The sequence below is a fragment of the Cellulomonas sp. ATA003 genome (assembly GCF_031582905.1).
Lineage (GTDB): Bacteria > Actinomycetota > Actinomycetes > Actinomycetales > Cellulomonadaceae > Pengzhenrongella.
Genome location: NZ_CP133990.1, coordinates 1,114,761 through 1,138,892, shown reverse-complemented (window position 1 = coordinate 1,138,892; position 24,132 = coordinate 1,114,761). Strand labels below are relative to the sequence as shown.

The window sequence follows — 24,132 nt, the reverse complement described above, 5'->3', positions numbered from 1 at the left end:
CGCTCCCCGCGCGCCGTGACGATCGCCACGCGTGACGCGTGACCCCGCGCACGCCACGGCCGGGGGCACCGCGGCGTGGTTCACTGCGACCGATGACCCAGACCTCCGAGCGGCGCGACCCGCGCTCCTCCGTCGGCCCCCCGCCCGCGGAGCCTCTCGGCGACCCGCTCCTGGCGGGTCCGGCGCGGGCGTCGCGCGTGCGGCGGCTGCGCTCGCGGCTGCTGCCCCGCGGGGTGGACCTCTCCGCACGGTCCTGGACGCTGCGCCACCGGGCCGTGCTCGCCTTCCTGTGGGTCATGACGCTCGCCGCGACCACCTGGGCGGTGGTCGCCGGACCCGGGGGCCACGCCGTGCTCGAGGCGGTGGGCCTCGTCGTGGTCGCGGGGCTCACGACGGCTATCCCGGCGCACCGACGCGCGCTGGCCGCCTCCGCGGCGTCCGTCGCCCTGCTGCTCGCGACCGCGGTGCTCGTCCACCTGTCCGGTGGGCTCATCGAGATGCACTTCCTGTTCTTCGTCATCGTCGCGGCCGTCACGCTGTACCAGCAGTGGGCGCCGTTCCTGTCGGCAGTCGCGTTCGTGATCCTCCACCACGGCGTGATCGGGACCACCCACCCGGAGGCGACGTACAACCACGCGGCCGCGATCGCCCACCCCTGGGCGTGGGCGGGCATCCACGGCGGGTTCGTCGCGCTGGCGAGCGTGGTGGGTCTGGCGGGCTGGCGGTTCGACGAGCTCGTGCGCGACGAGCTGCGCCAGGTCGGCGAGCACCACCGCGTGGTGCTCGACTCGGTGCGCGACGCCGTCCTCGCCCTCGACCTCCAGGGCCGCATCCTGTCCGCCAACAGCCGCGCCACCGCCCTGCTCGGCGTGCCGGCGGCCGACCTGACGGGTCGCGACGTCCACCGCGCCGTCCACCCCGGCGCGCACCACCCGGCGGACCGGTGCCCGCTCGCCGGCCGGGACGCGGCGGCGTCGACCGGCACCGACGAGGTCGAGCCCGACCCGGGGGCCGCCGTCCCGGTGCCGGTCACGTTCCGCCTCGCCGCGGTGGACGACGACGGCGCGGCGGCGTGGGTCCTGACCCTCACCGACGTCTCCGGCTCGCACCGGGCGCTGGTCGCCGAGCGCCAGCTGCGGCACCTCACCGCCGAGCGGCTCGTCGAGCGCGCCGAGGTCGAGCAGCTCGCCGCCTCGGTGAGCCCGCCGCCGCTCGACCTGCCCGGTCTCGAGCTCGCCGCGACCTACCTGCCGGCGTCCGAGGCGCTCCTCGGTGGTGACCTGTACGACTGGTTCGTCTCCCCCGACGGCACCGTGCACGTCGCCGTCTTCGACGCGATGGGCAAGGGGCGGGGCGCGACCAAGCACGCGATCGCCGTCCTGCACGCGGTCCGCGTCCTCGCGCTCGACGGGCGGCCGCTGCACGACCTGCTCGGTCGTGCCGCCGGCGTCCTCGCGGACCACGACGACGACCTCATGGCGACCGCCGTCGTCGCGCGCTACCACCCGGGGACCGGTGACCTCGAGGTCGCCTCCGCCGGGCACCCGCCCGCCCTGGTGGTGCGGTCGGACGGCGGGTGCGAGTTCCTCGAGACCGTCGGCATCGGCATCGGCGTGCCGGGGGCGGGGAGCTCGGTGCTGCGCTCGGCGACGCTCGCGGCGGGCGACACGCTCGTGCTCTACAGCGACGGCCTCATCGAGGGCACCCGCGACCTCGACCGGGGCCTGGCCGACCTCACCGCGACCGCGGCCGCCGCGGCCGGCGAGGACGCCCCGACGATGGCGGACCGCCTCGCCCGCGAGCCGGGGTCGGTCGCCGTCGACGACGACCGCGTCGTCCTCGTGCTGCGGCGCACCCCGGCGTAGCGCTCCCGCCACCGCGGTCGGCCGGCTCCGCCCGAGGCGGCGTCGCGCCCGCGAAGGTGCCCGGGGCCTGTGCGATTCTGTACCCGGACGGGCCGTACGGCCCGGGCCCCCATAGCTCAATGGATAGAGCAACGGCCTTCTAATCCGTAGGTTGCAGGTTCGAGTCCTGCTGGGGGCACCTGGGGACCGGGCTCCGGGCTCGCGGCGGCCTACGCGCCGGCGTCGCGCGCCTCGATGGTCTCCACCGCCCGGCGCACCGCACCGATCCCCTGCACCAGCGCGGCGAGGTCGTCGGTGCCCAGCAGCGCGAGCGCCTCCTGCTCGTGCCAGGCCCCGATCTCGGTGAGGCTCTCGATGATCGCGGTGCCGGCCGGCGTCGCGCGCAGCGGGCGGACGCGGCGGTCGGTCGCGTCGTGGTCGCGGATGACGAGGTCGCGCTCCACCAGCCGGTCGACGATCCCGGACACGGTCGCCGCGGTCAGCCCGAGCTCGTCGGCGACGCGGTGGGCGGTGACCGCGCCCGCGGTCACGACGAGCATGAGCACCTTGAGCTGCTGGATGGTCAGGGGCAGGGACATGACCGAGTCCATGCCGCGGCGCGCGGCGTACGCCGACACCGCGCGACTGTCGGTGTGCAGGCGCTCGAGCAGCTCGGCGCGCCGGGGGTCGGCGTCCGGACGACCCGGAGACGCTGCCGGAGATGCGGTGCCGCATACTTCGGGAATCATTAGCCTCCGCCAAACGGTTAGTGTGGCGCTTACCCTACTCCCGGCACCGTCGCCGGTCTCCGCCGTCCGCCCTCCCCGGGAGAGCCATGTCTCGCCTTGCCCAGTTCAGCCTGAGGAACCGCGCCCTCGTGTCGCTCGCGACCGTGCTCATCGCGGTCTTCGGCGTCGTGTCGCTGACGTCCCTCAAGCTCGAGCTCATCCCGTCGCTGCAGATCCCGACGCTCGCCGTCGTCGCGCCCTACCCCGGGTCGTCCCCCGCCGTGGTCGAGCGCCAGGTGACGATTCCGATCGAGGACGCCGCCGGCACCGTCGGCGGGGTGGAGAGCATCACGTCGACCTCGAGCACCGGGGTCGCGTCCGTGCTGGTCAACCTCGAGTACGGCACCGACCTGGACGCCGCGCAGGTCGAGCTCGAGTCCGCCGTCGGCAGCGCCACGACCGGCCTGCCGGACGAGGTGGAGCCGACGGTCATCGCCGGCAGCCTCGACGACTTCCCCGTCGTCCAGCTCGCCGTCGCCTCCCCGGGGACCTGGGCGAGCTGGCGGACCGGGTCCGCGCGGACGTCGTCCCGCGCCTGGCCGCGCTCGACGGCGTCCGGGACGTCACCGTCTCCGGCGGCCCGGTGGAGCGGATCGAGGTCCGGCTGGACCGGCTCGCGCTCCTGACCGCCGGTCTGTCCCCCACCGCCGTCGGCGACGCCCTGACCCAGAACGGCGCCCTGCTGCCGGTGGGCACGGTCAGCGACGGCGAGCGGACGCTGACCGTCCAGGCGGGGCAGGGGCTGAGCGACGTCGACGACCTGCGCGCGCTGCCGCTGCTCGGAGGTGCGGCGCCGGTGGCACTGGGCGACGTCGCCGAGGTCGTCCGGGCCGAGGCGCCCGCGACCTCGCTGGCCCGCACCGACGGCGAGGCGAGCCTGGCGATCGCGATCACCAAGACCCCGGCCGGCAACACCGTCGACGTCTCGCACGCCGTCGAGGAGATCCGCCCCGAGCTGGAGGAGATCCTCGGCGGTGACGCGTCCTTCTCGGTCGTCTTCGACCAGGCCCCGTTCATCGAGGAGTCCGTCGAGGGCCTGACCACCGAGGGCGGGCTCGGCCTGCTCTTCGCCGTCGTCGTGATCCTCGTCTTCCTGACGTCGGTGCGCTCCACGCTCGTCACCGCGATCTCGATCCCGCTGTCCATCCTCGTGACCTTCGCCGGCCTGTACGTCGGCGGCTACACCCTCAACATCCTCACGCTCGGCGCGCTGACGGTCGCGATCGGACGCGTGGTCGACGACTCGATCGTCGTCATCGAGAACATCAAGCGGCACCTGTCCTACGGCGAGCCCAAGGCCGCCGCCATCTTCACCGCGGTCAAGGAGGTCGCCACGGCGATCACCTCCTCGACCCTGGCGACCGTCGCGGTGTTCCTGCCGATCGCCATCGTCGGCGGGCAGGTCGGGGAGCTGTTCCGGCCGTTCGCGATCACGGTGACGATCGCGCTGCTCGCGTCGCTGCTCGTCTCCCTCACGATCGTCCCGGTCCTCGCCGCGGTCTTCCTGCGCTCGCCGCGGGGCACGGTCGACGTCGAGGCGGTGCGCGCGCAGGCCGACGCCGACGAGCGCCGCAGCCGCCTGCAGCGGGCCTACCTGCCGGTGCTGACCCGCTCGATCGCGCACCCGGTGATCACCGTGGTGGTCGCCGTCGTCCTGCTGCTCGGGACCGGCGCCATGGCACCGTTCCTCAAGACGAACTTCCTCGGGGACTCCGGGCAGAACACGCTGACCGTCAGCCAGGAGCTCGAGCCCGGCGCGTCGCTCGAGGCGCAGGACGCGGCCGCCCGCGCGGTCGAGGACGTGCTGCTCGGCGTCGACGGCGTCGAGACCGTGCAGGCGACGGTCGGCGGCGGTGACGGGTTCGCGGGCCTGTTCGGTGGCGGGTCGGACGCGTCGTTCGCCATCACGACGGACCCCGACGCCGACACCGTCGCGCTCACCGACGACCTGCGCGAGCGCCTCGCGGACGCCCCCGGCACCGTGACCGTCGAGAGCGGCAACGCCGGCTTCGCCTCGTCCGTCGAGGTGGTCGTCACGGCCACCGACGACGACGCCCTCGACGAGGCCTCCGCGCGCGTCCTGGACACCGTGCGCGGGCTGGACGGCGTCTCCGACGTCACCAGCAACGCCTCGGTCGTGCAGCCCACCGTGCAGATCGTGGTGGACCGCGCCGCGGCGGCCGAGGTCGGGCTCAGCGAGGCCGGCGTCGCCCAGGCCGTGGCGGGCTCGATCCAGGCGGTCCCGCTCGGCTCCGTCACGCTCGACGACGGCGTCCTGGACGTCGTGCTGTCCGCCGGCTCCGAGCCCGCGGACGTCGAGGCCCTGCGCGCGACGCCGGTGCCCACGGCGACCGGCATCCTGCCGCTGGGACAGCTGGCAGACGTCGAGGAGGTCGAGGTGCCGACCACGGTCACCCGCGTCGACGGCGAGCGCAGCGTCACGGTCTCGGCGACCCCGGTCGGCGACGACCTCGGCTCGGTCACCACGGCACTGCAGGCCGAGCTCGACGAGCTCAGCCTGCCCGCCGGTGCGACGGCGGAGATCGGCGGCGTCTCGGCCGACCAGGAGGAGGCCTTCGGCCAGCTCGGGCTCGCGCTCGTGGTGGCGATCGCGATCGTCTACCTCGTCATGGTCGCGACGTTCCGGTCCCTCGTGCAGCCGCTGATCCTGCTGGTCTCGATCCCGTTCGCCGCGACCGGCGCGCTCGGCCTGCTGCTGGTGACCGGGGTGCCGCTCGGCGTCGCGTCGCTCATCGGGATGCTCATGCTCATCGGCATCGTGGTGACCAACGCGATCGTGCTCATCGACCTCATCAACCAGTACCGCGAGGACGGCAGGTCGCCGCGGGACGCGGTGGTCGACGGGTCGCGGCAGCGGCTGCGGCCGATCCTCATGACGGCGGCCGCGACGATCCTCGCGCTGACACCGATGGCGTTCGGCCTGACCGGTGGGGGCGCGTTCATCTCCCAGCCGCTGGCCATCGTCGTGATCGGTGGGCTGATCACGTCCACGCTGCTCACCCTGGTGCTCGTGCCGGTGCTCTACCTTGCGGTCGAGCGGCTGCGCGGCACCACCCGACGACGGGTGCACGCCGCGGCGTGACCGGGGTGTCCCGCTCGTTCGGCGCCGCGAGATCGCACCGTCCATGCGAGATCGCACCGTGCACGGTGCGATCTCGCGGCGGGGTGCGATCTCGCGACCTCCGGGCCGGCGGCTCAGCGGCGGGTGAGCTCCGGCGGCGGCTCGGGGCTCCAGCCCGGGTCCGGCTCGCTGGGCGGCAGCCCGCGGGTCACGTGCACGCGGTCCACGACCGTCACGACGCCGACCACCGCGATCGCGAGCCCGGTCGCCGCCACGACGTCGGTGAGGAAGTGGTACCCGAGGTACAGCCGGCTGAGCGCGACCAGGGCGACCCCGACGACCGCCCCGATCAGCCACGCCACGACCGACCGGGTCGTGCGGTGCCGGCTGGCCACGAGGTAGCCCGCGACGAACAGGAACGTCGCCGTCCCGATGGTGTGGCCGGACGGGAACGAGCCGGTCGTCTCCGAGCCCGGGATGTACATCGTCTCCTCGGGCGGTCGCGGACGGGCGACGAGTCCCTTGACCGCGAGGGACACCAGGGTCGAGCCGATCATCGCCCCGGCGAGCAGCAGGGTCGCCACCACTCCCGGCGCACCCGGCCCCACACGACGCAGGACACCAGCACGATGATCGGCAGGACCGTCGGACCGGTGACGAACGTGAGCGCGGCCAGCGCCGACGTGGCGAGGTCGCTGCGTGCGGCCACGAGGAACTCGAGCACGGGCTGGTCCAGCAGGGAGAAGTCGTCCCGCTCGTCGACGGCGTCGTACATCGCACCGAACAGCCCGAGGCCCAGGCCGAGGAGGATGATGCCCGGGACGACAGCCCGGAGGATCGGCCGGTGGGCGTACCAGGCCAGGGCGGACTGCAGGGATGAAGGGGCCGGCATCGGGCCGACGGTACCGGCGAGCGGGCCGGTGCGCCGGGCGACGACGTGCCCGGGTGGCCGGTGGGCACCGCCCCGTACGCTGGCCCGCGTGACCGTGAACAGCACCGGCAGCAACGACCGCATCGTCTGGATCGACTGCGAGATGACCGGCCTCGACCTGGGCGCCGACGCGCTCGTCGAGGTCGCCGTCGTCGTGACCGACTCCGACCTCAACGTCCTGGGCGAGGGGGTCGACATCGTCATCACGCCGCCGGCGCCCGCCCTGGAGCAGATGGGCGACTTCGTCCGGGACATGCACACGTCGTCCGGGCTGCTGCAGGACCTGCCGAACGGCACGTCGCTCGCCGACGCCGAGGCCCGCGTGCTGGCGTACCTGCGCGAGTGGATCCCCGAGCCGGGTCGCGCCCCGCTCGCCGGCAACTCGGTCGGCACCGACAAGGCGTTCCTCGACCGGGACATGCCCGAGCTCATGCGGCACCTGCACTACCGGATCATCGACGTCTCCTCGATCAAGGAGCTCGCCCGGCGCTGGTACCCGCGGGTGTACTTCGCGTCCCCCGCCAAGGCCGGCGGCCACCGTGCGCTCGCGGACATCCTCGAGAGCATCGACGAGCTGCGCTACTACCGCGCCGCCCTCATGGTCCCGCTGCCCGGTCCGGACTCGAAGACCGCCAAGGCGATCGCCGCGGAGGTCAAGGCGACCACGGTCGCGCGCCGTGACCCCGCCACGGCCGGTGCGACGACGGCGGGGCCCGCCGGTGCGACCGCCGCGACGGTGACCCCGGACGGCGTCGCCCCGGTCGCCACCGACTGATCGACCGACTGATCCGGACCGACTGCTCCGGGTCCGGGTCCTCGCGGACGGTGCGCCCGAGCACCCCGCGGAACCGCTACACTTCTCGTCGGCCGGTCAGCACGACGACCGGTCATGGTGGCTATAGCTCAGCCTGGTAGAGCACCTGGTTGTGGTCCAGGGGGTCGCGGGTTCAAGTCCCGTTAGCCACCCCGCACGAACGGCGTCCGGCCCGAGGGCCGGGCGCCGTTCTGCATCTCGGGTCCCGTCGCAGCGACCGGGGCAGGTCGGGCCCCGACGCTGCGGTCGCGCCCCGACCCCGACGCTGCGGTCAGGCCCCGACCCGCCGGGCGACGGCGTCCGCGAACCGGTCCAGGGCGCCGTCGGCGAAGGACAGGAAGAGCGACGGCTCGGTGAGCTCGACCTCGAGCACGACCGGGGCGCCGTCGGGCCCCTGGAGCAGGTCGACCCGGGTGTACAGCAGCGGCCCGTCCCCGGCGCCGGGCACGACGTCGGGGAGCGTCTTCACGACGCGGTCGGCGATCGCGCGCTCCTCGTCGGTCGCCTCGCGCGCGGTCATCTCCTCGGGCTTGAACAGGCCCTCGACGCCGCGGTACGGGCCCTCGAGCAGCGGTCCCTTGCGCACGGAGTGGCTGAACTCCCCGTCGACGTACACCAGCCCGGTCTCCCCCGCGGTGTCCACGCGGGACAGGTACGGCTGGATCATGACGTGCCGGCCCGCACGGAGCAGGTCACGGGCGTGCACGATCGCCAGGCCGCGCTGATCCGCCTCGTTGGCGTCGTACCGGCCGACGTCCTTGGCGCCCGCGCTCACGGTCGGCTTGATGACGAAGTGGCCGGTGGCCGGGAAGCGGGTGTGCACGGCGCGGGAGGTGAGGTTGCGCGCCGGGTCGAGCCAGATGGTCGGGACCGTCGGCAGGCCGGCCGCCGCGAGCTCGCGCAGGTACGCCTTGTCGGTGTTCCAGGCCAGGACGGACGCCGGGTTCGCGACCGCCGGCAGCGCCTCGGCCCAGGCGAGGAACTCCTCGCGCCGCGGCGAGTAGTCCCAGGTGTTGCGGACGACGACCAGGTCGAACGTGCTCCAGTCCACCTCGGCGTCGTCCCAGACGGCGGCGACCGCGTCGACGCCCCGGTCGGCGAGCGCGGCGAGCACGGGGGCGTCGTCGGCGTCGAGGTCGGGGAACGTCGAGCAGGTGGCGAGGGCGATCCGCGGGGAGGTCATGCGCGCAGGCTACCGACACCCGCCGACAGCGACCGGTCCGGGCCTACGCCGGACGGTCCTGGCGCACACCGGCCGGCTCGACGCCACCCGCGCCGCCCGCGCCGTCCGCGCCGTCCGCGCCGTCCGCAGCGCCGTCGGTCATGCGCCGCACCGACGCGAGGACGGCATCGGCCGTGACGACACCGACGACGCCGCCGGCGTCGTCCCGCACAGGCAGCGCCCCGCCGGGTGCGGTCGCCAGCGCACCGAGCACCTCGTCGAGCGGCGCCCCGAGGACCACGGCGTCGGTCGCGCTCGTCCCGTCGCCTCCCCCGCCGTCGCCCGCGCGCCCGGCACCCAACCCGCCGTCGGGCCGCACGTCCGCGCGCCCCAGGCGGCCCAGCCCGAGCAGCCGCACGGCGGCGCCGCGGCCGACGAAGTCCGCGACCATCGCCGTCGCCGGACGCGCGAGCAGCCGCACCGGATCGGCGAGCTGCTCGAGGTGGCCGCCGCGGCTGAACACCGCGACGCGGTCGGCAAGCCGGACCGCCTCGTCGATGTCGTGCGTCACCAGGACGACCGTCGTGCCCAGCTCGCGCCGGATCCGGCCGAACTCCATCTGCAGGCGCCGCCGGCCCACCGGGTCGACCGCGCCGAACGGCTCGTCCATGAGCAGCACCGGCGGGTCAGCCGCGAGCGCCCGCGCGACGCCCACTCGCTGGCGCTCGCCGCCGGAGAGCTGGTGCGGGTAGCGCCGCGCGTACGTGCCGGGCGCCAGGCCGACGAGCTCGAGCAGGTCCGCCACCCGGCCCCGGGTGCGCTCGCGCGCCCACCCGAGCAGGTGCGGGACCGTCGCGACGTTCTGCTCGACGGTCCGGTGCGGGAACAGCCCGACGTTCTGGATGACGTACCCCATGCGGCGGCGCAGCTCGACCGGGTCGGTGCCGGCGATGTCCTCGCCCTCGACGAGCACCCGGCCGGACGTCGGCTCCACGAGGCGGTTCGCCATCCGCAGGGTCGTGGACTTGCCGCACCCGGACGGGCCGACGAGCGCGAGCAGCTCGTGCGCGGCGACGTCGAGGTCGAGCTCCTCGACGGCGACCGTGCCGTCGTCGTACTCCTTGCGCACCCGCTCGTAGCGGATGACGGGCTGCCCGGCGTCGGTCACCCGACGCACGCTACCGGCCGGGCGTGCTGACCCGCCGCCGGTCCCCGACCCGCGGACCGGGACCCGCTGCCGGTAGCGTCCGGACCGTGACCGCGAGCCCGGCCGACGCCACCCCGAACCCGTGGGTGTCCTGGCGCTACGTCCAGGACAACCTCGGTGACATCACCGACGCGCTCGGCCAGCACGTCGGCCTGACGCTGCAGGCGGTGGCCATCGCGACCGCCGTCGCCGTCCCGCTGGCGGTGGTCGCGCACCTGCGGCCGCGCCTGGCCGGGGCGATCCTCGGGGTGTCCGGCGCGCTGTACACCGTCCCGTCCCTGGCCCTGTTCGCGCTCCTCTACCCGTTCCTGCTCGACGCGCGGCTCACCGTGCTCATCGGCCTGGTCATGTACGCGCTGCTCGTCCTGGTGCGCAACGTGCTCGTCGGGCTGCAGGGCGTGCCGGAGGAGGTGCGCGACGCCGCCCGCGGGCTCGGCTACCGGCGGCTGCGGATGCTGCTGACCGTCGAGCTGCCGCACGCGACCCCGGCCGTGGTCGCCGGGCTGCGGCTGGCCACCGTGACCACGGTCGCGCTCGTCACCATCGGCGTGGTGGTCGGGTACGGCGGCCTGGGGCAGCTGCTGTTCCGCGGCTTCCAGAGCGACTACCACGCGGAGATCCTCACCGCGACGGTCCTGTGCGTGGCGCTCGCCCTGGTCGCCGACGTCCTGCTGCGCGTCGTCGGGCACGCGGTGACGCCGTGGCTGCGGACCCGGAGCCCGCGGTGAACCGCACGTCGGTGGTCGGCGACGCGATCACCTGGCTCAACGACCCGTTCAACTGGTCGGGGCCGGCGGGCGTACCCGCGCGCTTCGCCGAGCACCTGGGCATGTCCGCGCTCGCCGTGCTGCTCGCCGCGGCGGTCGCGCTGCCGGTCGGCATCTGGCTCGGGCACGTCCGGCGCGGCGGCGGGGTCGCGGTCGTCGTCGCGAACGCCTCGCGCGCGCTGCCGACGCTCGCGCTGCTGCTCATCTTCGCCTCGACCGCGATCGGCTTCGGCAACAGGGCCACGGTGCTCGCGGCCGCGGTGTTCGCGATCCCGCCCATCCTCACCAACGCCTACACCGGGGTCATGGGCGTCGACCCGGACGTGCGCGACGCCGCCCACGGGATGGGTCTGACCCCGGCGCGGTCGCTGCTGCGCATGGAGCTGCCGCTGGCGGTCCCGCTGCTCGCGGCGGGTCTGCGGACCGCGGCGGTCCAGGTGGTGGCGACCGTGCCGCTGGCGGCGCTGGTCGGCGGGGGCGGTCTGGGCACGATCATCGTCTCGGGGTTCGCCAACCGCCGGTTCGGGCAGGTGCTCGCCGGGGCGGTCCTGGTGGCGGGCGTGTGCCTGCTCGCCGAGGCCGTCCTCGCCCTCGTGCAGCGCGCCGTGACGCCGGCCGGGCTGCGGCCGGCGCGCCGCTCCCGGGTGGGCACCGGGGCGCCCGCCCCCGGCGCCTGACACCGGCGATTCACACGGGCGCCTCACACGGGCCGCGCACCGGCACGCCGGAGCCCCGGCACCGGTCCGCCGACGGCGCGGTGCGGCGGTGTGACCCCGCGCACACCGTGGGCCGTTGCCGTGGTCTGCCGTCCGGGGTCCAATGTTCCCCGGACGCCGCCCGCGCAGCACGACCTACGGAGCCACCATGACCGCACGACGCCCCCTGATGTCCCTGCTCGCGATCGGCGTGCTCACCCTCACCGCCGCGTGCGGCGAGGGCGGGTCGTCCGGCACCGCCGCTCCCGCGACGCCCGCACCGGCCGCGACCCAGGGCGCGGACGCCGCCGCGTGCGAGCCCGTCGCCGGGGAGCAGCTCGTCGTGCTCGACGACGACCAGGGCCTGCAGACGGTCGACAACATCATCCCCGCGGTCAACGCGGAGGCCGCCGCGGCCGACCCGAACCTCGTCCCGCTGCTCGACGAAGTCTCCGCGACCCTGGACACCCCCACCCTCATCGAGCTCAACAGCGCCGTCGACGTGCAGCGGCAGACGTCGACGCAGGTCGCCGAGGCGTACCTCGCCGAGACCGGGCTGAGCACCCAGGACGCCGTCGGCGAGGGCCGCACCGTCGTCGTCGGTGCGGGGAACTTCTCCGAGAGCGCGACGCTCGCCGAGCTGTACGCGGGGACGCTCCGTGCGGCCGGGTACGACGCCTCGACGCAGGCCATCGGCAACCGCGAGACCTACGAGCCCGCGCTGCGCGCCGGGGAGCTCACCGTCGTGCCCGAGTACGTCGGCACGCTCACCGAGTTCCTCAACAAGGGCGCGAACGGGGCCGACGCGCCGGCCGTCGCGAGCTCGGACCTGGACGCGACCGTGACCGCGCTGACCGAGCTGGGCACCGGTGCTGGCCTCGTGTTCGGCACGCCGTCGCAGGCGCAGGACCAGAACGCCTTCGCGGTCACCACGGCGTTCGCCGAGGAGTACGGCGTCGCGACGCTGAGCGAGCTCGCCGAGACGTGCGGCGGCGTCGTCCTCGGTGGCCCGCCGGAGTGCCCGGAGCGCCCGTTCTGCCAGCCGGGCCTGGAGGACACCTACGGCCTCGAGGTCGCCGAGTTCGTCTCGCTGGACGCCGGTGGCCCGCTGACCAAGACCGCCCTGCAGCAGGGCGAGATCGCCGTCGGGCTCGTGTTTTCCTCGGACGCCGCGCTCGCCGGCTGACGCCCCCGGGGCGCTCGACGCCGCCCCGCCGGACCACGGAGCCCGGCTCGCCCACGGCGAGCCGGGCTCCGGCGCGTCGACAGCCCGCGTCGACGGCCCGCGCCTACAGCCCGTAGCTCTCGAGCAGCCGCAACCACACCTCGCTGACCGTGGGGTAGGCCGGCACCGCGTGCCACAGCCGGCCGAGCGGCACCTGCCCGACGACGGCGATCGTCGCGGCGTGCAGCAGCTCGGCCACCTCGGGCCCGACGAAGGTCGCGCCCAGGATCACCTCGCGGTCGGTGTCGACCACGAGCGACGCCGTGCCCTCGTACCCCTCGGCGTACAGCGACGCCCCGGCGACCGAGCCGAGCGCGTACTCCACGACCCGCACGGGGTACCCGGCGTCGCGCGCCTGCGCCTCGGTGAGCCCGACGGCGGCGACCTCGGGTCGTGTGAACACGACCTGCGGGACGGCCTCGTGGTCGGCCGTCGCGCGCCACCGGCTCCACGCGCCGCCGGACTCCGCGTCCGCCGGCGCCGCACCCGCGGTGGGGCCGTCGCCCGTCACGGGGCCGCCGTCCGGCGCGAACCGGGCGGCGATGACGTCCCCCGCGACGCGGGCGTCGTACTTGCCCTGGTGCGTGGTCTGCACCCGGCCGGTGACGTCGCCGGTGGCGTAGAGCCAGCCGTCGTCGACGGCGGTGACCCGCAGGCTGTCATCCACCGCGAGCGCTCCCCCTCCTCGAGACCGAGCGCCCCCAGGCCGAGGTCGGCCGTCCGCGGACGGCGGCCGGTGGCGACGAGGACCTCCTCGGCGACCAGGGTGTCGCCCGACGTGAGGTCGAGGTGGACGCCGTCGTCGTCGCGCGTCACGCGCTGCGCCTCGGTGCCGAAGCGGACGTCCACCCCCGGGCGACGAGCGCGTCCGCGACCGCCTGCCCCGCGAACGGCTCCATGCCGGGCAGCAGTCCGTCGCCGCGGACCAGGACCGTCACACGCGAGCCGAGGTCGGCATACGCCGTCGCCATCTCGGCGGCGACGACCCCACCGCCGATGACGGCGAGGGACTCCGGCACGTGCTGGGCGGCGGTGGCCTCGCGGCTGGTCCACGGCCGGGCGGTCGCCAGCCCGGGGACGTCCGGGATCACCGGCTCGCTGCCGGTCGCGACGACGACGGCGCGGCGGGCGACCACCGCGGTCGTGGCGCCGTCGGCGTCCCGGACCTCCAGCCGCTTCGGCCCCGTGAACTGGGCGCTGCCGCGGATGAGCTCGATACCGGTGCTCTCGAGCCACTCGACCTGGCCCGAGTCGTCCCACTCCGACGTGAACGAGTCCCGCCGGGCGAGGACCGCGGGCACGTCGAGCGTGCCGGTGACCGCTGCCGCGGCACCCGGGACCGCCCGCGCGGCCTCGAGCGCGGCGCCGGGCCGCAGCAGCGCCTTGGACGGCATGCACGCCCAGTACGAGCACTCCCCACCGACGAGCTCGGACTCGACGATCGCGACCGACAGGCCACCGCGTCCGGCGCGGTCGGCGACGTTCTCCCCCACCGCCCCCGCCCCGACGACGACGACGTCGTAGGTGCGCTCGGCGGAGTCGGTGCGGTCGGGCTCGGATGTGGTGGTCATGGCGCTCCTCGGGGTGCTCGGTGACGGTCCACCCATCGTCCACCGACAGGGCCCCGCCGTCAGGGCCCCGCCGTCAGGGCCCCGCCGTCAGGACGCGGATGCCGCCCAGCAGTCGGGCGGGTGTGCCACGCTCGGCCCGTGCGACGTGGGATGCGCCCGCACGGCCGGGGAGGTCTCCGGCGTGCTCCTGGCGGCCCTCCTGGTCACCTTCGCCGTCCTGGGTTCGGCCTGGCAGTGGCCGATCGCCACCGTCTTCGCCGCCCTGGCCCTCGACGCCGTCCTGGCTCCGCGTCGCCGGTCCGCGCGGGTGGTCACCCTCGACGGCGACGTCCCGGAGCCGGCGACCGCCTGAGCGCACGGGCCCACCGTGGCGGACGCCCGTGCCGCCGTCGCCGCCCGCACGTCCGGCACGCGCTCTTCACCGACCACCCCTCGGTGTGCCATGCTGCGGTAAGCGCTTTCACGACGTGGTGGAGCGACCAGCTCAGCGTGGAGCGTCCGTCGTGCCACGGCACGACGAAGGTCCGTCCAGGGACCCGCAGGGTGTGCGCCCTGCCATCGACCAGCGAACCGCACGAGGAGATCCATGAGGCCTGCACCGACCCGTCCCACCCACCGACGCCGACCCGTCGCCCGCGCTGCAGCCCTCGTCATGGCCGGCTCGCTCGCCCTCGCGGCCTGCGGACAGGCGGACGAGGCCGACCCGGCTGCCGGCGCCGACGACGACGCCACGACCGCGTCCGGTGGCGAGGCCACGATCCGGTACTCGTGGTGGGGCGGCAGTGACCGCTCCGACATCAACCACGCGCTCATCGACGCCTTCGAGGCGGAGAACCCCGACATCACGGTGGTCCCGGACTTCACCGACTGGAGCGGGTACTGGGACAAGATGGCGACCCAGACCGCCGGTGGCGACACGTCGGACGTGATGATGCAGGAGGAGCGGTACCTGCGGGAGTACGCCGAGCGGGGCGTGCTGGCGAACCTCGCCGACTACGACGTCGACACCTCCGGCATCGACGAGAGCCTCCTGGCGTCCGGGGAGTTCGACGACGGCCTGTGGGGCATCCCCACCGGCGTCAACGTGCGGGTCATGCTGACCAACCGCCAGGTGTTCGAGGAAGCCGGGGTCGAGATGCCGGACGACACCACGTGGACGTGGGACGACTACCACGACCTCATGGTCCAGATCACCCAGAACACCCCCGACGGCACCTACGGCGCGGAGCAATTCGGCTTCATCGAGTCCGACCTGGGCATCTGGCTGCGCCAGCACGGGCAGAACCTGTGGGACGAGAACGGTGAGATCGGCTTCGAGCCCGAGCTCCTGGCCGAGTTCTGGGAGCGCAGCCTAGCCCTCATCGCGGACGGTGGCGCACCGCCCGTGAGCGAGGGCCTCGAGCAGAGGAACGCCGGGATCGAGCAGACGCTCGTGGGGACCAACCGGGCCGCGATCATCCCCGGCTGGACCAACACGGTCGAGCCGATGTCCGTCGCCGCCGGGGGCGACGTCGTGCCCCTCCGCTTCCCGGGTGAGACCGAGTTCGACCGCACCGGCCACTTCCTCAAGCCGGCCATGTCGATCGCGATGTCGGCCGACTCCGAGTACCCGGAGGCCGCTGCCGCCTTCGTCGACTGGATGGTGAACAGCCCCGAGGCGGGCGAGATCATCCTCAGCGACCGGGGCCTGCCCGCCAACCTCGACGTCCGCGAGCACATCACCGACCAGCTCAGCGAGACCGAGCAGATGGTGGCCGAGTTCGTCGAGGAGGTCACCGAGGACATCGTCGACGCCGCACCCGCACCGCCGACCGGAGCGGGCCAGGTCGCCGATCTGCTGGGTCGCTACAACGAGGAGGTCCTGTTCGGCCTCATCAAGCCGCAGGACGCCGCTGACCGGTTCGTGGAGGAGGTCGCCACCATCACCGGCTGACGCTGCGGTCGGCCCCGGCCGGGCGACCGGTCGGGGCCAGTCGCAACGCGACCCAGGCCAGCACTCCGCCGAGGACGGCGCCCAGGGTGTTGGCGAGCCAGTCCGTGGTGTCGCACGACCGCCCGAGCACCGGCGCCACCGCCTGCACCGCCTCGATGCCGACGGACAGGGCGCTGCCCACGAGCGCCGCCCGCACCGGGCGCCGTGACGCCACCGCGGCGAGCAGCACCAGCGGGACGAACAGCACGACGTTGGCCATCACCTCGACCGCGCCCAGCGTCGGCAGCGCCCATTGGACGGCGCAGCCGCCCACCACCTCCCGGGCGGTGGGCACCACCGTGAGCGCGACGACCGGCAGCAGCGACACTCCCGCCAGCACCCACGCCGCGTGCGGGCGGGCGACCAGCGACCGACCCACGACCGGCCCGACGACGAGCAGCAGGACGAGCGCGGCGGTCGTCGCCCACGGGTGCTCGACGAGGACGGTGCTGATCATGCGGCGCCGCTCCCGCCCGTCACGCCGCGCCGGAGTGGCACGGCACCGGCGCCGCGGCGCGCCCTTCCTGCGACGACGACGCCCGCTCCCCCGACGCCGACCCGTGATCGCGTACCTGCGTCCCGTGCCGGACGTCGACCGGACGCAGGAGCGCGACCGCGCGTCGGTCGTCGTGCGCGCGCAGGTCCACCAGGGCCAGTCCGGCACCGTCCAGGTCGCCCGCGAGCGCCTCGACCTGCTCGCGGCCCAGCGCCTGGAGCAGCACGGCGCCGCCGGGCTGCACGTGCGCACCGGCCACGGCGAGGCAGCGGCGCAGGATCTCGCGGCCGTCGGGGCCGCCGTCGACGGCGAGCGCGGGGTCGTCCGGCCAGTCGCCGACCTCGTCGCGGGGCAGGTACGGCGGGTCCGCCAGCACGAGCGGGAACCGCTCGTGCGCCTCGACCATCGCCGCGAGGTCGCCGCACCGGACGTCGACGCGTGCGTCGGCGACGTTGGCCGCGGCGTTGGCCTCGGCGAGCGCGCACGCGTGCGGGTCGACGTCGACCTGCACGAGGTCACGGCCGGTCAGCACGGCCGCCGCCTGCCCGATGTGCCCGGCACCCGAGCACAGCTCCAGCACGGGCCCGGACGGCAGGTCCGCGTCGAGCTCCGCGGCCCATTCCGCCTGCAACGATGTCCACGGGCGGGGGCGGAGCACCCGCTCGTCGAAGGTCACGACGAGCGGTCCGAAGGTCATGGTCTGCGCAGGCACCGGGACATGGTGCGGCACGGCGACCGTTCCGACGAGCCGGCGCGTCAGCAGCTCGGGTGATCGACGGACGCCGTGTCGCATTCGTCCCTGTTCGCGCACACCTTCCGTCTACGCTGACGACGCCGCAGGGACCGCCTGCACCCATCGTCGAAGGAGTGACCACAGTGGCAAGCAACGAGGCCCTGCGCGTAGCCATGCTGGACAGCGTCATGGACCTGGCCGAGAAGGCCCGGGAGGCAGGCGGCCACGTCGCCGCCGAGGCGTACGCCAAGGCGTGCCGCGATGTCGCGGAGGCCTTCGCGACCCTCGTCCACGCCGACGGCACGGTGTCGTCCTAGTCCCACCGTGGGGCTGCGGGGCCCACGTCGGCCCTGCAGCCCCCTGCCGGCGGCCCGGGCGGGGCTGACCGCGACGACGTCGACGCGCCGGCCCTGCCGCCCCTGCGTCACCTCCCGAGAGCGAGAACCATGGCCGACGAGCCGACCGAGATCCTGGTCCCGGCCTACGAGTACCCCGCCCCGGGCGTCTGGGACCCCTTGATCAGCCTCGCCCACCGGGCACCGCGCGGCGCGGTCGTCGTCATCGCCAACCCGGACAACGGCCCCGGCTACGACCCCGACACCCGTGCCTACCGGCCCACCGACCACAACTACGTCCGGTCGATCGCGGACCTCAAGAAGGCCCGCGCCACCGTCATCGGGTACGTCCACGACTGCTACGGCAACACCAACCCGCCCGAGGCGGAGAGCTGCCCGCGCCTGACGAAGATCGAGGACGACATCGCGCGCTGGTTCGAGGTGTACGACGTCGAGGGCATCTTCATCGACGAGGCCTCGCACACCGACGTCGAGCGCGGCGCGTGGCTGACCTCAGTCGTCCGGAGCCACCGGCCCGACGCCGTCGTCGTGTTCAACCCGGGCACCCTGCCGTCCGAGGAGTTCATGGCGGCGACCGACCCGGCCACCGTCGTCCTCCAGGAGCAGGCCTACCGCCCCTTCGGGCGGTGGCCGACCCGCGGGTGGGTCAAGGACCGCGAGGACGGCGTCCGCACCGTCCCGGCCCGGCGGCTGGGGATCATCGCCCACAGCCCGCGCAACGGGGAGGCCGACGTCGACCTGCTGCTCGATGTCGCCCGCCGCTACGGGATCGGCTCGGTGTACCCGCACCACGCCAAGGGCCCGATCTACAACCAGCTGTCGATGTTCCTGCCGATGCTGGGCCGGCGGCTGTGGCGCCCGACGCCGGGGTGGGTGGCCCGGCGCACCGCCGTGCACGCGCGGCGACTGGCCCGGCAGCCGTTCGCGCGACGCCGGGCCGCGGCCGGGTGACCTGAGCCCCTCGCCGCCCGCACGTCACTCCCCCGGCCAGCACCGGAGCCTCCGACGCCCGCCCCGCCTGTCGGTGGGGCGGGCGTCCGTGCGGGCCCTGCTGCGCGCCCGCCGCGCCGTCAGCCGGCGAACATCGGGACCGGGGCGCCCACCACGCCGACGTCGGCGACGAACACCGCACCCGCCGCCGGCTCGGGCGAGGACAGCCCGTCCCGGGAGGTCGTGATGAACAGCCGGTCGCGGTCCGGCCCGCCGAACGCGCAGGCGGTGACCTGCGCCGCCGGGAGCTCGATGACGGCGTCGAGCGTCCCGTCCGGGGTGTACCGGTGCACCGCGCTGCCCTCCCAGAGCGCGACCCAGAGGCCCCCTCGGCGTCGCGCGCGAGCCCGTCCGGCTTGCCGTGGTCGGGGTCGATGTGGACGACCGGCCGGCGACCGGAGAGCGCGGCGGTCCCCAGGTCGTAGTCGAAGGCGTCGATCCGGCCCGTCGGCGTGTCGATGTAGAAGACGGTCCCGCCGTCCGGCGTCCAGACGATCCCGTTGGAGATGGTCACGCCATCGAGCACGCGGGTCACCGTGCCGTCCGGGTCGAAGCGGTAGAGGTTCCCTCGACCGGGCGCGGCGTCGTACGCCATGGACCCGCAGAAGAACCGCCCCGCCGGGTCGCAGCCGCCCTCGTTGAGCCGCACGCCCGTCTCGGTGAAGGCCGGGTGGACCTCCCCCGCCCGCCCGTCGGCGTCGACGAGCACGAACCCGCGCTCGACGGCGACCACCATCCCGCCGCCCGCACGCGGTCGGAACGCCGCGGCGACGTCGCCCAGGTGCCGTCGGGTGACGTCCCCCGACGACTCGAGGGTCAGGATGTCCCCCGCCAGCATGTCGACCCAGCGCAGGACGCCGGCGTCGACGTCCCACACCGGGCCCTCCCCGTGGTTCGCGAGGGGCTCGGTCACCTGATCGGCCTTCACGGTGCTCCTGTCCGCCGGCGCTGGGCGGCGGGGCCCTCGCCACCGCGCGGTCACCCTCGACCGGACGGTCCAGTATGGCGGCGCACGCCCGCCCGGGGCGGCACGGCGGGCGGAACGCGCCGGAGCAGGCCGCTCCCACCCGGCCGGGACCGGGGCGAGCGATTACGGTCGGACGACCGGCCACGCCGGCGCCGGGGCGCCAGCCGCCCCGACCGACGTCGGCCCTGACCTGACCTACCGGAACGATCCACGACCTGCGAGGACGCCATGAGACTGCCCGCCCGCTCGACCACCATCCCGGCCCCGCCCGTGCGCACCGCGGGGTCGGCGCTGTGACGGGCCGCGTCGCGGTCACGGGTGCGGCCGGGAAGCTCGGGCGCGCCGTCGTCGCCGACCTCGCCGCGCACGGGTGGGACGTGATCTCGATCGACCGGGTGCGTCCGGCGCAGGTGGTCGGCGAGTTCGTGGCGGTGGACCTCACGGACTACGGGCAGGTGCTCGAGATCATGACCGGCCGCGTCGACGAGCACGTCGGCCCGGTCGACGCCGTCGTGCACCTCGCCGCGCTGCCCGCCCCCGGGCTGCGGCCGAACTCGACGATCTTCGCCAACAACGCCACGGCGTCGTGGAACGTCTTCAACGCCGCGCGCGCCGCCGGGATCCGCAACGTCGTGTGGGCGTCGAGCGAGACCGTGCTGGGCCTGCCGTTCGAGACGCCGCCCCCGTACGCCCCGCTCGACGAGGAGTACCGGGTGCGGCCGGAGAGCACGTACTCGCTGGTCAAGGCGCTCGAGGAGGAGATGGCGCACCACCTGTGCCGGTGGGACCCGGAGCTGAAGATGATCGGCCTGCGCTTCTCCAACGTGAAGGAGCCCGCCGAGTACGCGGACTTCCCCGCCTTCGACGCCGATCCCCAGGCGCGCCGGTGGAACCTGTGGGGGTACATCGACGCCCGGGACGGCGCCCAGGCGGTGCGCCGGGCGCTCGACCACGACGCCACCGGCGTCGACGTGTTCATCGTCGCCAACGCCGACACCGTCATGAGCCGGTCCAGCGCCGAGCTCATGGCCGAGGTCTACCCCGACGTGGAGGTCCGCAAGGAGCTCGGCGAGCACGAGACGCTCCTGTCGATCGACAAGGCGCGGCGGGTGCTGGGGTTCGAGCCCGAGCACTCCTGGCGCGACGGCGCGTGACGCCGTAGTTGCGCGGGCCTTCGGCCCGCCGGGTCCCCGGCGGGTCAGGGCCGGTGCGCGTCCCCGTCGGCATGCTCGGCGCCGCCGCAGGTGCCAGGTCGAGCGCGCGGGCCGCACGAACAGCGCGTCCGCCTCCGGCTCAGGGTCAGGATCAGCCTGCCGCGCGCTCTTCGGCGGGGACATGCCGGGGACCTGCTTCAGCCGGGCGCGGCTGGTCTTCGTCGTGCGCGCGTACGGCGAGGAGCGCGACGTCGTCGGGGCTGTCGTGCGCGAGGTCGGCGATGAGGACGTCGCACAGCTGCTCCAGCGACACGTGGGCGTGGCGCTCCACGGTGGTCCGGAGCCTCTCCAGGCCTTCCGTGAGCGACTCGCCACGGCGTTCCACGAGGCCGTCGGTGTAGAGCAGAACGGTGCTCCCGGACGCCACCACGTGGGTGTGGTCGGTCCGTGACGTGTGCGCGTGGACACCGAGCAGCAGGTCGGTGGGGTGGGAGAGCAGCTCGGCGGTCCCGTCGGGGTGGAGCAGCAGCGGCGGCAGGTGGCCGGCGTTCGACCAGCGCAGCAGCCGCTGCCCCCGCTCGGCCAGCTCGGCGGGCTGCTCGATCTTGGCCAGGATGCCGCTGCTGAGGACGTCGATGCCCAGGTCGTGCATGGCCCAGTCGAGGGACTGCAGGATCTTCGCCGGCGGGTTGACCACGGCGTGCGCGCCGCCGCGCAGGACGTTGCGGATCTGGGCCATGGCGACGGCGGCGTGCAGGTCGTGGCCGGTGACGTCCCCGATGACCAGGCAGGTGGCCCCGTCGCGGACGAGGAAGGCGTCGTACCAGTCGCCCCCGACCTGGGCGGCCGCGGCCGCCGGCACGTACCTGGCCGCCAGCTGCAGGTGGTCGGGCTCGGGCAGGCGGGTGAGCAGGCTGCGCTGGAGCTCCTCGACGAGGTTGCGCCGCGTTGCCTGCAGCTGCGCGTTGTCCAGCGCCAGCCCGATCTGGGCCACGGCGTCCTGCACTATCGCGACGTCGTCCGGGGTGAACGTGCCGCGCGCCGGCCCGTTGACCAGCGTGAGCATGCCGCGCACCTGTCCGCGGCCGCGCAGCGGGAACACGACGGTCGCGTGCGGCGTGAGCCGCTGCAGCAGGGTGGCGGCCTCGCCCGGCTCCAGCACCTGCCCGGACTCCGCGCGTCCTGCGTCGACGACCGCGGCCGGCCGCCCGGTGGCCAGGGCACGGGCGGCCGGCGACGTGGTCGTCAGGGCCGGCACCCGCACCTCCAGGTACTCCTCGAGGACCGGCTGCAGGCGCGGGTCACGGTGGTGACCGGCGACGTCGCGCATGTGGTGCTGCCAGCCGTGCGCGCCGTCCTCCAGGACGCTCGCGATCGCGAAGTCCGCCAGGGCGGGCACCAGGATCGTCAGCACGGTCCGCAGCCCGTCGACCGGTTCCTGGACCTCGGCCATCGCCGTACCGACGCGGCCGAGCAAGGTGGCCCGGTGCTCGGCGCGCTGGGCCGCGTCCAGGGCGCGCCGGCGCGCGGTGACGTCGGTGAAGAACGCGGCCACACCGCCACGTTCGGGCACGGCACGGACCTCGTACCAGGCGTCGAGGGGCGCCGGGTAGTAGGCGTCGAAGACGACGCCCTCCCCCGTGGCGGCGACATGACGGTAGCTGGTCTGGAACGGGGCGCCGACGGCGGCGGGGAAGAGCTCCCACACGTCCTCGCCCAGCAGGCGCGTGCGGGGCTGACCGAGGATGCGCTCGGCCTCGGCGTTGACGTACGCGAACCGCCAGTCCGCGTCGAGGCGGTAGTACCCCACGCTCATGCCCTCGAGCACCTCGCGCACCCGGTCCTCCTGGAGGCGCAGGGCCGTGGTGTCCGTCGTCACGCCGACCACCTGGTGGGCGCGGCCGTCCACACCGGGCAGCGCCCGGCCCCGAGCGACGAGCCACCGCGTCGTGCCGTCGGGCCGGCAGACCCGGAACTCCGCCTCGTAGACGCCGCAGGACGCGATGGCCCGCTCCAGCGCGTCGGTCACCTGCGGCAGGTCATCGGTGTGGACGCGTGCGTCGAACGCGTCGATCGTCCCGCCGAAGGTCTCCTCGTCGTACTGGAACGCCTCGAGCAGCGAGGTGTCCCAGCGCAGTGCCCCGTTGCGCAGGTCCCACTGGAACGTCCCGACCGCCGCGGCGTCCACCGCCGCGGTCAGCAGCGCCTCACGGCTGGTGGCGCCGTACTGCCGGTCCAGTGCACCGACCTCCAGACGTGCCGCCGCAGCGGCAGCAAGATGGCGGAGCGTCTCCACGTCGTTCTCGTCCCACGCCCGGGGCACGGGCTCGTAGGCGCAGAAGGCGCCGACGACCTCGTGGTTGTCGCTGACGACCGGCACAGCCACGTAGGCGCCGAGCTCACCGCGCGCCACCCCGGCCAGGTGCGCCGTGCGCGGGTCGTGCGCGGCATCCGTGACCACGACCGCGGCGCCCTCGGCGGCTGCCTGGGTGCACAGGGCGGACTCGAGGCTGGTGCGTGTACCGGCGAGCCCGGGCAGCGCATCCACCGCCGCGACGATGACCCGTTCGTCGGTCAGCAGGGAGATCTCGGCCGACCGGGTGCCGAGCAGCTGCACCGCGACCCCGGCCAACGTCTGCAGCGCGTTGTCCTCGATCGCTCCCGCATCCAGCAGGCGCCGCGCTGCGGCCGTCCGCGCCGCATCGCGCGTCAACGCTTCCGCCGCCCGAGCCTCCGTCGACGCACCGCCCGGACCGGTCACCACATCACCCTCCGACGCTCGTCCACCTGTAGCAGGTCGGTGCACCGCATCGACCCCGACCATTCTCGCGGATGCCCCCGGGACGGGACGCCGCCCACGGACGATCGGCTCGTCACATCCCGCCCCGGTCCGTGGCGACGTGCCGGCGTCGCACGACGGCCACGGTCGTCACCCCCACGCACCTGCGCCCACGACTGCCGTGATCACCGCCGCGGGCCGCGTTCGGCGTCGAGATCGACCTCTTCGTGGGCGAGGGTCGTGGACACGGTCTGTGCGGACTCGACGGTGTCGACGTAGACGCGGACCCGCTCCCGGGGGACGACGCGCGTGACGACCTCGACCTCCTCCTCGGCGAGGACGAGCTCGAGCACCGGCCCGGGGGTCGCGGGACGGCCGGCGGCGACCGCGTCGGGTGCCGACGGCACCTCCTCGACGACGAGCTCCTCGCGGCGCACCTGGACGGTCACCGTCCGCTCCTCGACCACCACGCGCTTGCTGACCCGGACGCGGGCGCGCTCCACGACCTGTGTCCCGGCGACCAGCCGCTCCTCGGACAGCACCACGTCCACCGCGTCGTCGGACGTCGGTCGGATGTCTTCCATGTCGTCTCCTCGAGG

General features: G+C 74.6%; 21 protein-coding genes, 2 tRNA genes and 2 pseudogenes. 14 read left to right on the top strand and 11 right to left on the bottom strand.

Annotated elements, in window-relative coordinates; genetic code table 11:
* Nucleotides 1-92: 92 nt before the first annotated feature.
* A complete protein-coding gene (locus REH70_RS05715; RefSeq protein ID WP_310753090.1) occupies nt 93-1,865 on the top strand; it encodes a SpoIIE family protein phosphatase in 1,773 nt (590 codons plus the stop codon).
* A 105-nt stretch (nt 1,866-1,970) separates the two neighbouring features.
* Nucleotides 1,971-2,043: transfer RNA gene (locus tag REH70_RS05710), tRNA-Arg, on the top strand.
* 31 nt (nt 2,044-2,074) lie between these two features.
* On the opposite strand, the gene REH70_RS05705 is transcribed toward REH70_RS05710, so the two are convergent.
* Complete coding sequence (locus REH70_RS05705) at nt 2,075-2,482, bottom strand: MarR family transcriptional regulator (RefSeq protein WP_310753088.1); 408 nt, start codon at nt 2,480-2,482, stop codon at nt 2,075-2,077.
* A 197-nt stretch (nt 2,483-2,679) separates the two neighbouring features.
* Here REH70_RS05705 and REH70_RS05700 point away from each other — a divergent pair, with 197 nt between their 5' ends.
* Together REH70_RS05700 and REH70_RS05695 are read left to right on the top strand one after the other, a co-directional pair.
* Complete coding sequence (locus REH70_RS05700; protein ID WP_310754153.1) at nt 2,680-3,258, top strand: efflux RND transporter permease subunit; 579 nt, start codon at nt 2,680-2,682, stop codon at nt 3,256-3,258.
* Nucleotides 3,168-5,735 carry an efflux RND transporter permease subunit gene (locus REH70_RS05695; RefSeq protein ID WP_310754151.1) on the top strand — a complete coding sequence of 856 codons (2,568 nt, stop codon included), beginning with the start codon at nt 3,168-3,170 and terminating at the stop codon, nt 5,733-5,735. Before REH70_RS05700 ends, REH70_RS05695 begins: the two co-directional genes overlap by 91 nt.
* Before the next feature lie 113 nt (nt 5,736-5,848).
* Here REH70_RS05695 and REH70_RS05690 read toward each other — a convergent pair whose 3' ends face one another.
* Both REH70_RS05690 and REH70_RS05685 read right to left on the bottom strand, forming a co-directional pair.
* The gene (locus REH70_RS05690) at nt 5,849-6,298 is read right to left on the bottom strand and encodes a phosphatase PAP2 family protein (RefSeq protein WP_310753086.1); all 450 of its coding nucleotides are present in this window, start codon (nt 6,296-6,298) and stop codon (nt 5,849-5,851) included.
* Entirely contained in the window at nt 6,268-6,711 is a 444-nt protein-coding gene (locus REH70_RS05685) for a hypothetical protein (protein WP_310753084.1), read from the bottom strand. Before REH70_RS05685 ends, REH70_RS05690 begins: the two co-directional genes overlap by 31 nt.
* On the opposite strand from REH70_RS05685, the gene orn reads away from it, so the two are divergent.
* Nucleotides 6,701-7,420 carry an oligoribonuclease gene (gene orn, locus REH70_RS05680; RefSeq protein WP_310754150.1) on the top strand — a complete coding sequence of 240 codons (720 nt, stop codon included), beginning with the start codon at nt 6,701-6,703 and terminating at the stop codon, nt 7,418-7,420. The two genes, REH70_RS05685 and orn, sit on opposite strands and share 11 nt — an antisense overlap.
* Before the next feature lie 117 nt (nt 7,421-7,537).
* A tRNA-His gene (locus tag REH70_RS05675) sits at nt 7,538-7,611 on the top strand.
* Nucleotides 7,612-7,730: 119 nt separating this feature from the next.
* Here the strand turns inward: REH70_RS05675 and REH70_RS05670 are convergent.
* Nucleotides 7,731-8,642, bottom strand: a complete 912-nt coding sequence (locus tag REH70_RS05670; RefSeq protein WP_310753082.1) for a hypothetical protein — start codon at nt 8,640-8,642, stop codon at nt 7,731-7,733.
* Between the two features lie 43 nt (nt 8,643-8,685).
* Nucleotides 8,686-9,789 carry an ATP-binding cassette domain-containing protein gene (locus REH70_RS05665; protein ID WP_310753080.1) on the bottom strand — a complete coding sequence of 368 codons (1,104 nt, stop codon included), beginning with the start codon at nt 9,787-9,789 and terminating at the stop codon, nt 8,686-8,688.
* Between the two features lie 86 nt (nt 9,790-9,875).
* On the opposite strand from REH70_RS05665, the gene REH70_RS05660 reads away from it, so the two are divergent.
* The 3 genes from REH70_RS05660 to REH70_RS05650 all read left to right on the top strand — a co-directional run bounded on the left by REH70_RS05660 (nt 9,876) and on the right by REH70_RS05650 (nt 12,476).
* Nucleotides 9,876-10,556 (top strand): ABC transporter permease subunit, encoded by a 681-nt coding sequence (locus REH70_RS05660; RefSeq protein WP_310753078.1) that lies wholly within the window; start codon nt 9,876-9,878, stop codon nt 10,554-10,556.
* Entirely contained in the window at nt 10,529-11,272 is a 744-nt protein-coding gene (locus tag REH70_RS05655) for an ABC transporter permease subunit (RefSeq protein WP_310753076.1), read from the top strand. Before REH70_RS05660 ends, REH70_RS05655 begins: the two co-directional genes overlap by 28 nt.
* 187 nt (nt 11,273-11,459) lie before the next feature.
* A complete protein-coding gene (locus tag REH70_RS05650) occupies nt 11,460-12,476 on the top strand; it encodes a glycine betaine ABC transporter substrate-binding protein (RefSeq protein WP_310753073.1) in 1,017 nt (338 codons plus the stop codon).
* Between the two features lie 103 nt (nt 12,477-12,579).
* On the opposite strand, the pseudogene REH70_RS05645 reads toward REH70_RS05650, so the two are convergent.
* Nucleotides 12,580-14,086 (bottom strand): annotated as a pseudogene (locus REH70_RS05645) (dihydrolipoyl dehydrogenase family protein).
* 145 nt (nt 14,087-14,231) lie between these two features.
* On the opposite strand from REH70_RS05645, the gene REH70_RS05640 reads away from it, so the two are divergent.
* Together REH70_RS05640 and REH70_RS05635 are read left to right on the top strand one after the other, a co-directional pair.
* Nucleotides 14,232-14,438, top strand: a complete 207-nt coding sequence (locus REH70_RS05640; RefSeq protein WP_310753071.1) for a hypothetical protein — start codon at nt 14,232-14,234, stop codon at nt 14,436-14,438.
* A 234-nt stretch (nt 14,439-14,672) separates the two neighbouring features.
* Nucleotides 14,673-16,019: an extracellular solute-binding protein gene (locus tag REH70_RS05635; protein WP_310753069.1), complete on the top strand. Its 1,347-nt coding sequence runs from the start codon at nt 14,673-14,675 to the stop codon at nt 16,017-16,019.
* Here REH70_RS05635 and REH70_RS05630 read toward each other — a convergent pair.
* Together REH70_RS05630 and REH70_RS05625 are read right to left on the bottom strand one after the other, a co-directional pair.
* On the bottom strand, nt 16,009-16,515 hold the full coding sequence (locus tag REH70_RS05630) for a VanZ family protein (protein ID WP_310753066.1): 507 nt from the start codon (nt 16,513-16,515) through the stop codon (nt 16,009-16,011). The two genes, REH70_RS05635 and REH70_RS05630, sit on opposite strands and share 11 nt — an antisense overlap.
* Before the next feature lie 19 nt (nt 16,516-16,534).
* On the bottom strand, nt 16,535-17,266 hold the full coding sequence (locus REH70_RS05625) for a methyltransferase (protein WP_310753064.1): 732 nt from the start codon (nt 17,264-17,266) through the stop codon (nt 16,535-16,537).
* A 155-nt stretch (nt 17,267-17,421) separates the two neighbouring features.
* Here REH70_RS05625 and REH70_RS05620 point away from each other — a divergent pair, with 155 nt between their 5' ends.
* Complete coding sequence (locus REH70_RS05620; RefSeq protein WP_310753062.1) at nt 17,422-17,604, top strand: hypothetical protein; 183 nt, start codon at nt 17,422-17,424, stop codon at nt 17,602-17,604.
* Between the two features lie 129 nt (nt 17,605-17,733).
* The gene (locus tag REH70_RS05615; RefSeq protein WP_310753060.1) at nt 17,734-18,594 is read left to right on the top strand and encodes a spherulation-specific family 4 protein; all 861 of its coding nucleotides are present in this window, start codon (nt 17,734-17,736) and stop codon (nt 18,592-18,594) included.
* Between the two features lie 119 nt (nt 18,595-18,713).
* Here the strand turns inward: REH70_RS05615 and REH70_RS05610 are convergent.
* A pseudogene (locus REH70_RS05610) lies at nt 18,714-19,471 on the bottom strand (SMP-30/gluconolactonase/LRE family protein).
* A gap of 422 nt (nt 19,472-19,893) precedes the next feature.
* On the opposite strand from REH70_RS05610, the gene REH70_RS05605 reads away from it, so the two are divergent.
* Nucleotides 19,894-20,754, top strand: a complete 861-nt coding sequence (locus REH70_RS05605; RefSeq protein ID WP_310753058.1) for an NAD(P)-dependent oxidoreductase — start codon at nt 19,894-19,896, stop codon at nt 20,752-20,754.
* Between the two features lie 151 nt (nt 20,755-20,905).
* Here the strand turns inward: REH70_RS05605 and REH70_RS05600 are convergent, their stop codons facing one another.
* Nucleotides 20,906-23,467: a SpoIIE family protein phosphatase gene (locus REH70_RS05600; RefSeq protein WP_310753056.1), complete on the bottom strand. Its 2,562-nt coding sequence runs from the start codon at nt 23,465-23,467 to the stop codon at nt 20,906-20,908.
* A 251-nt stretch (nt 23,468-23,718) separates the two neighbouring features.
* A complete protein-coding gene (locus REH70_RS05595) occupies nt 23,719-24,117 on the bottom strand; it encodes a DUF2382 domain-containing protein (protein WP_310753054.1) in 399 nt (132 codons plus the stop codon).
* Nucleotides 24,118-24,132: the final 15 nt, after the last annotated feature.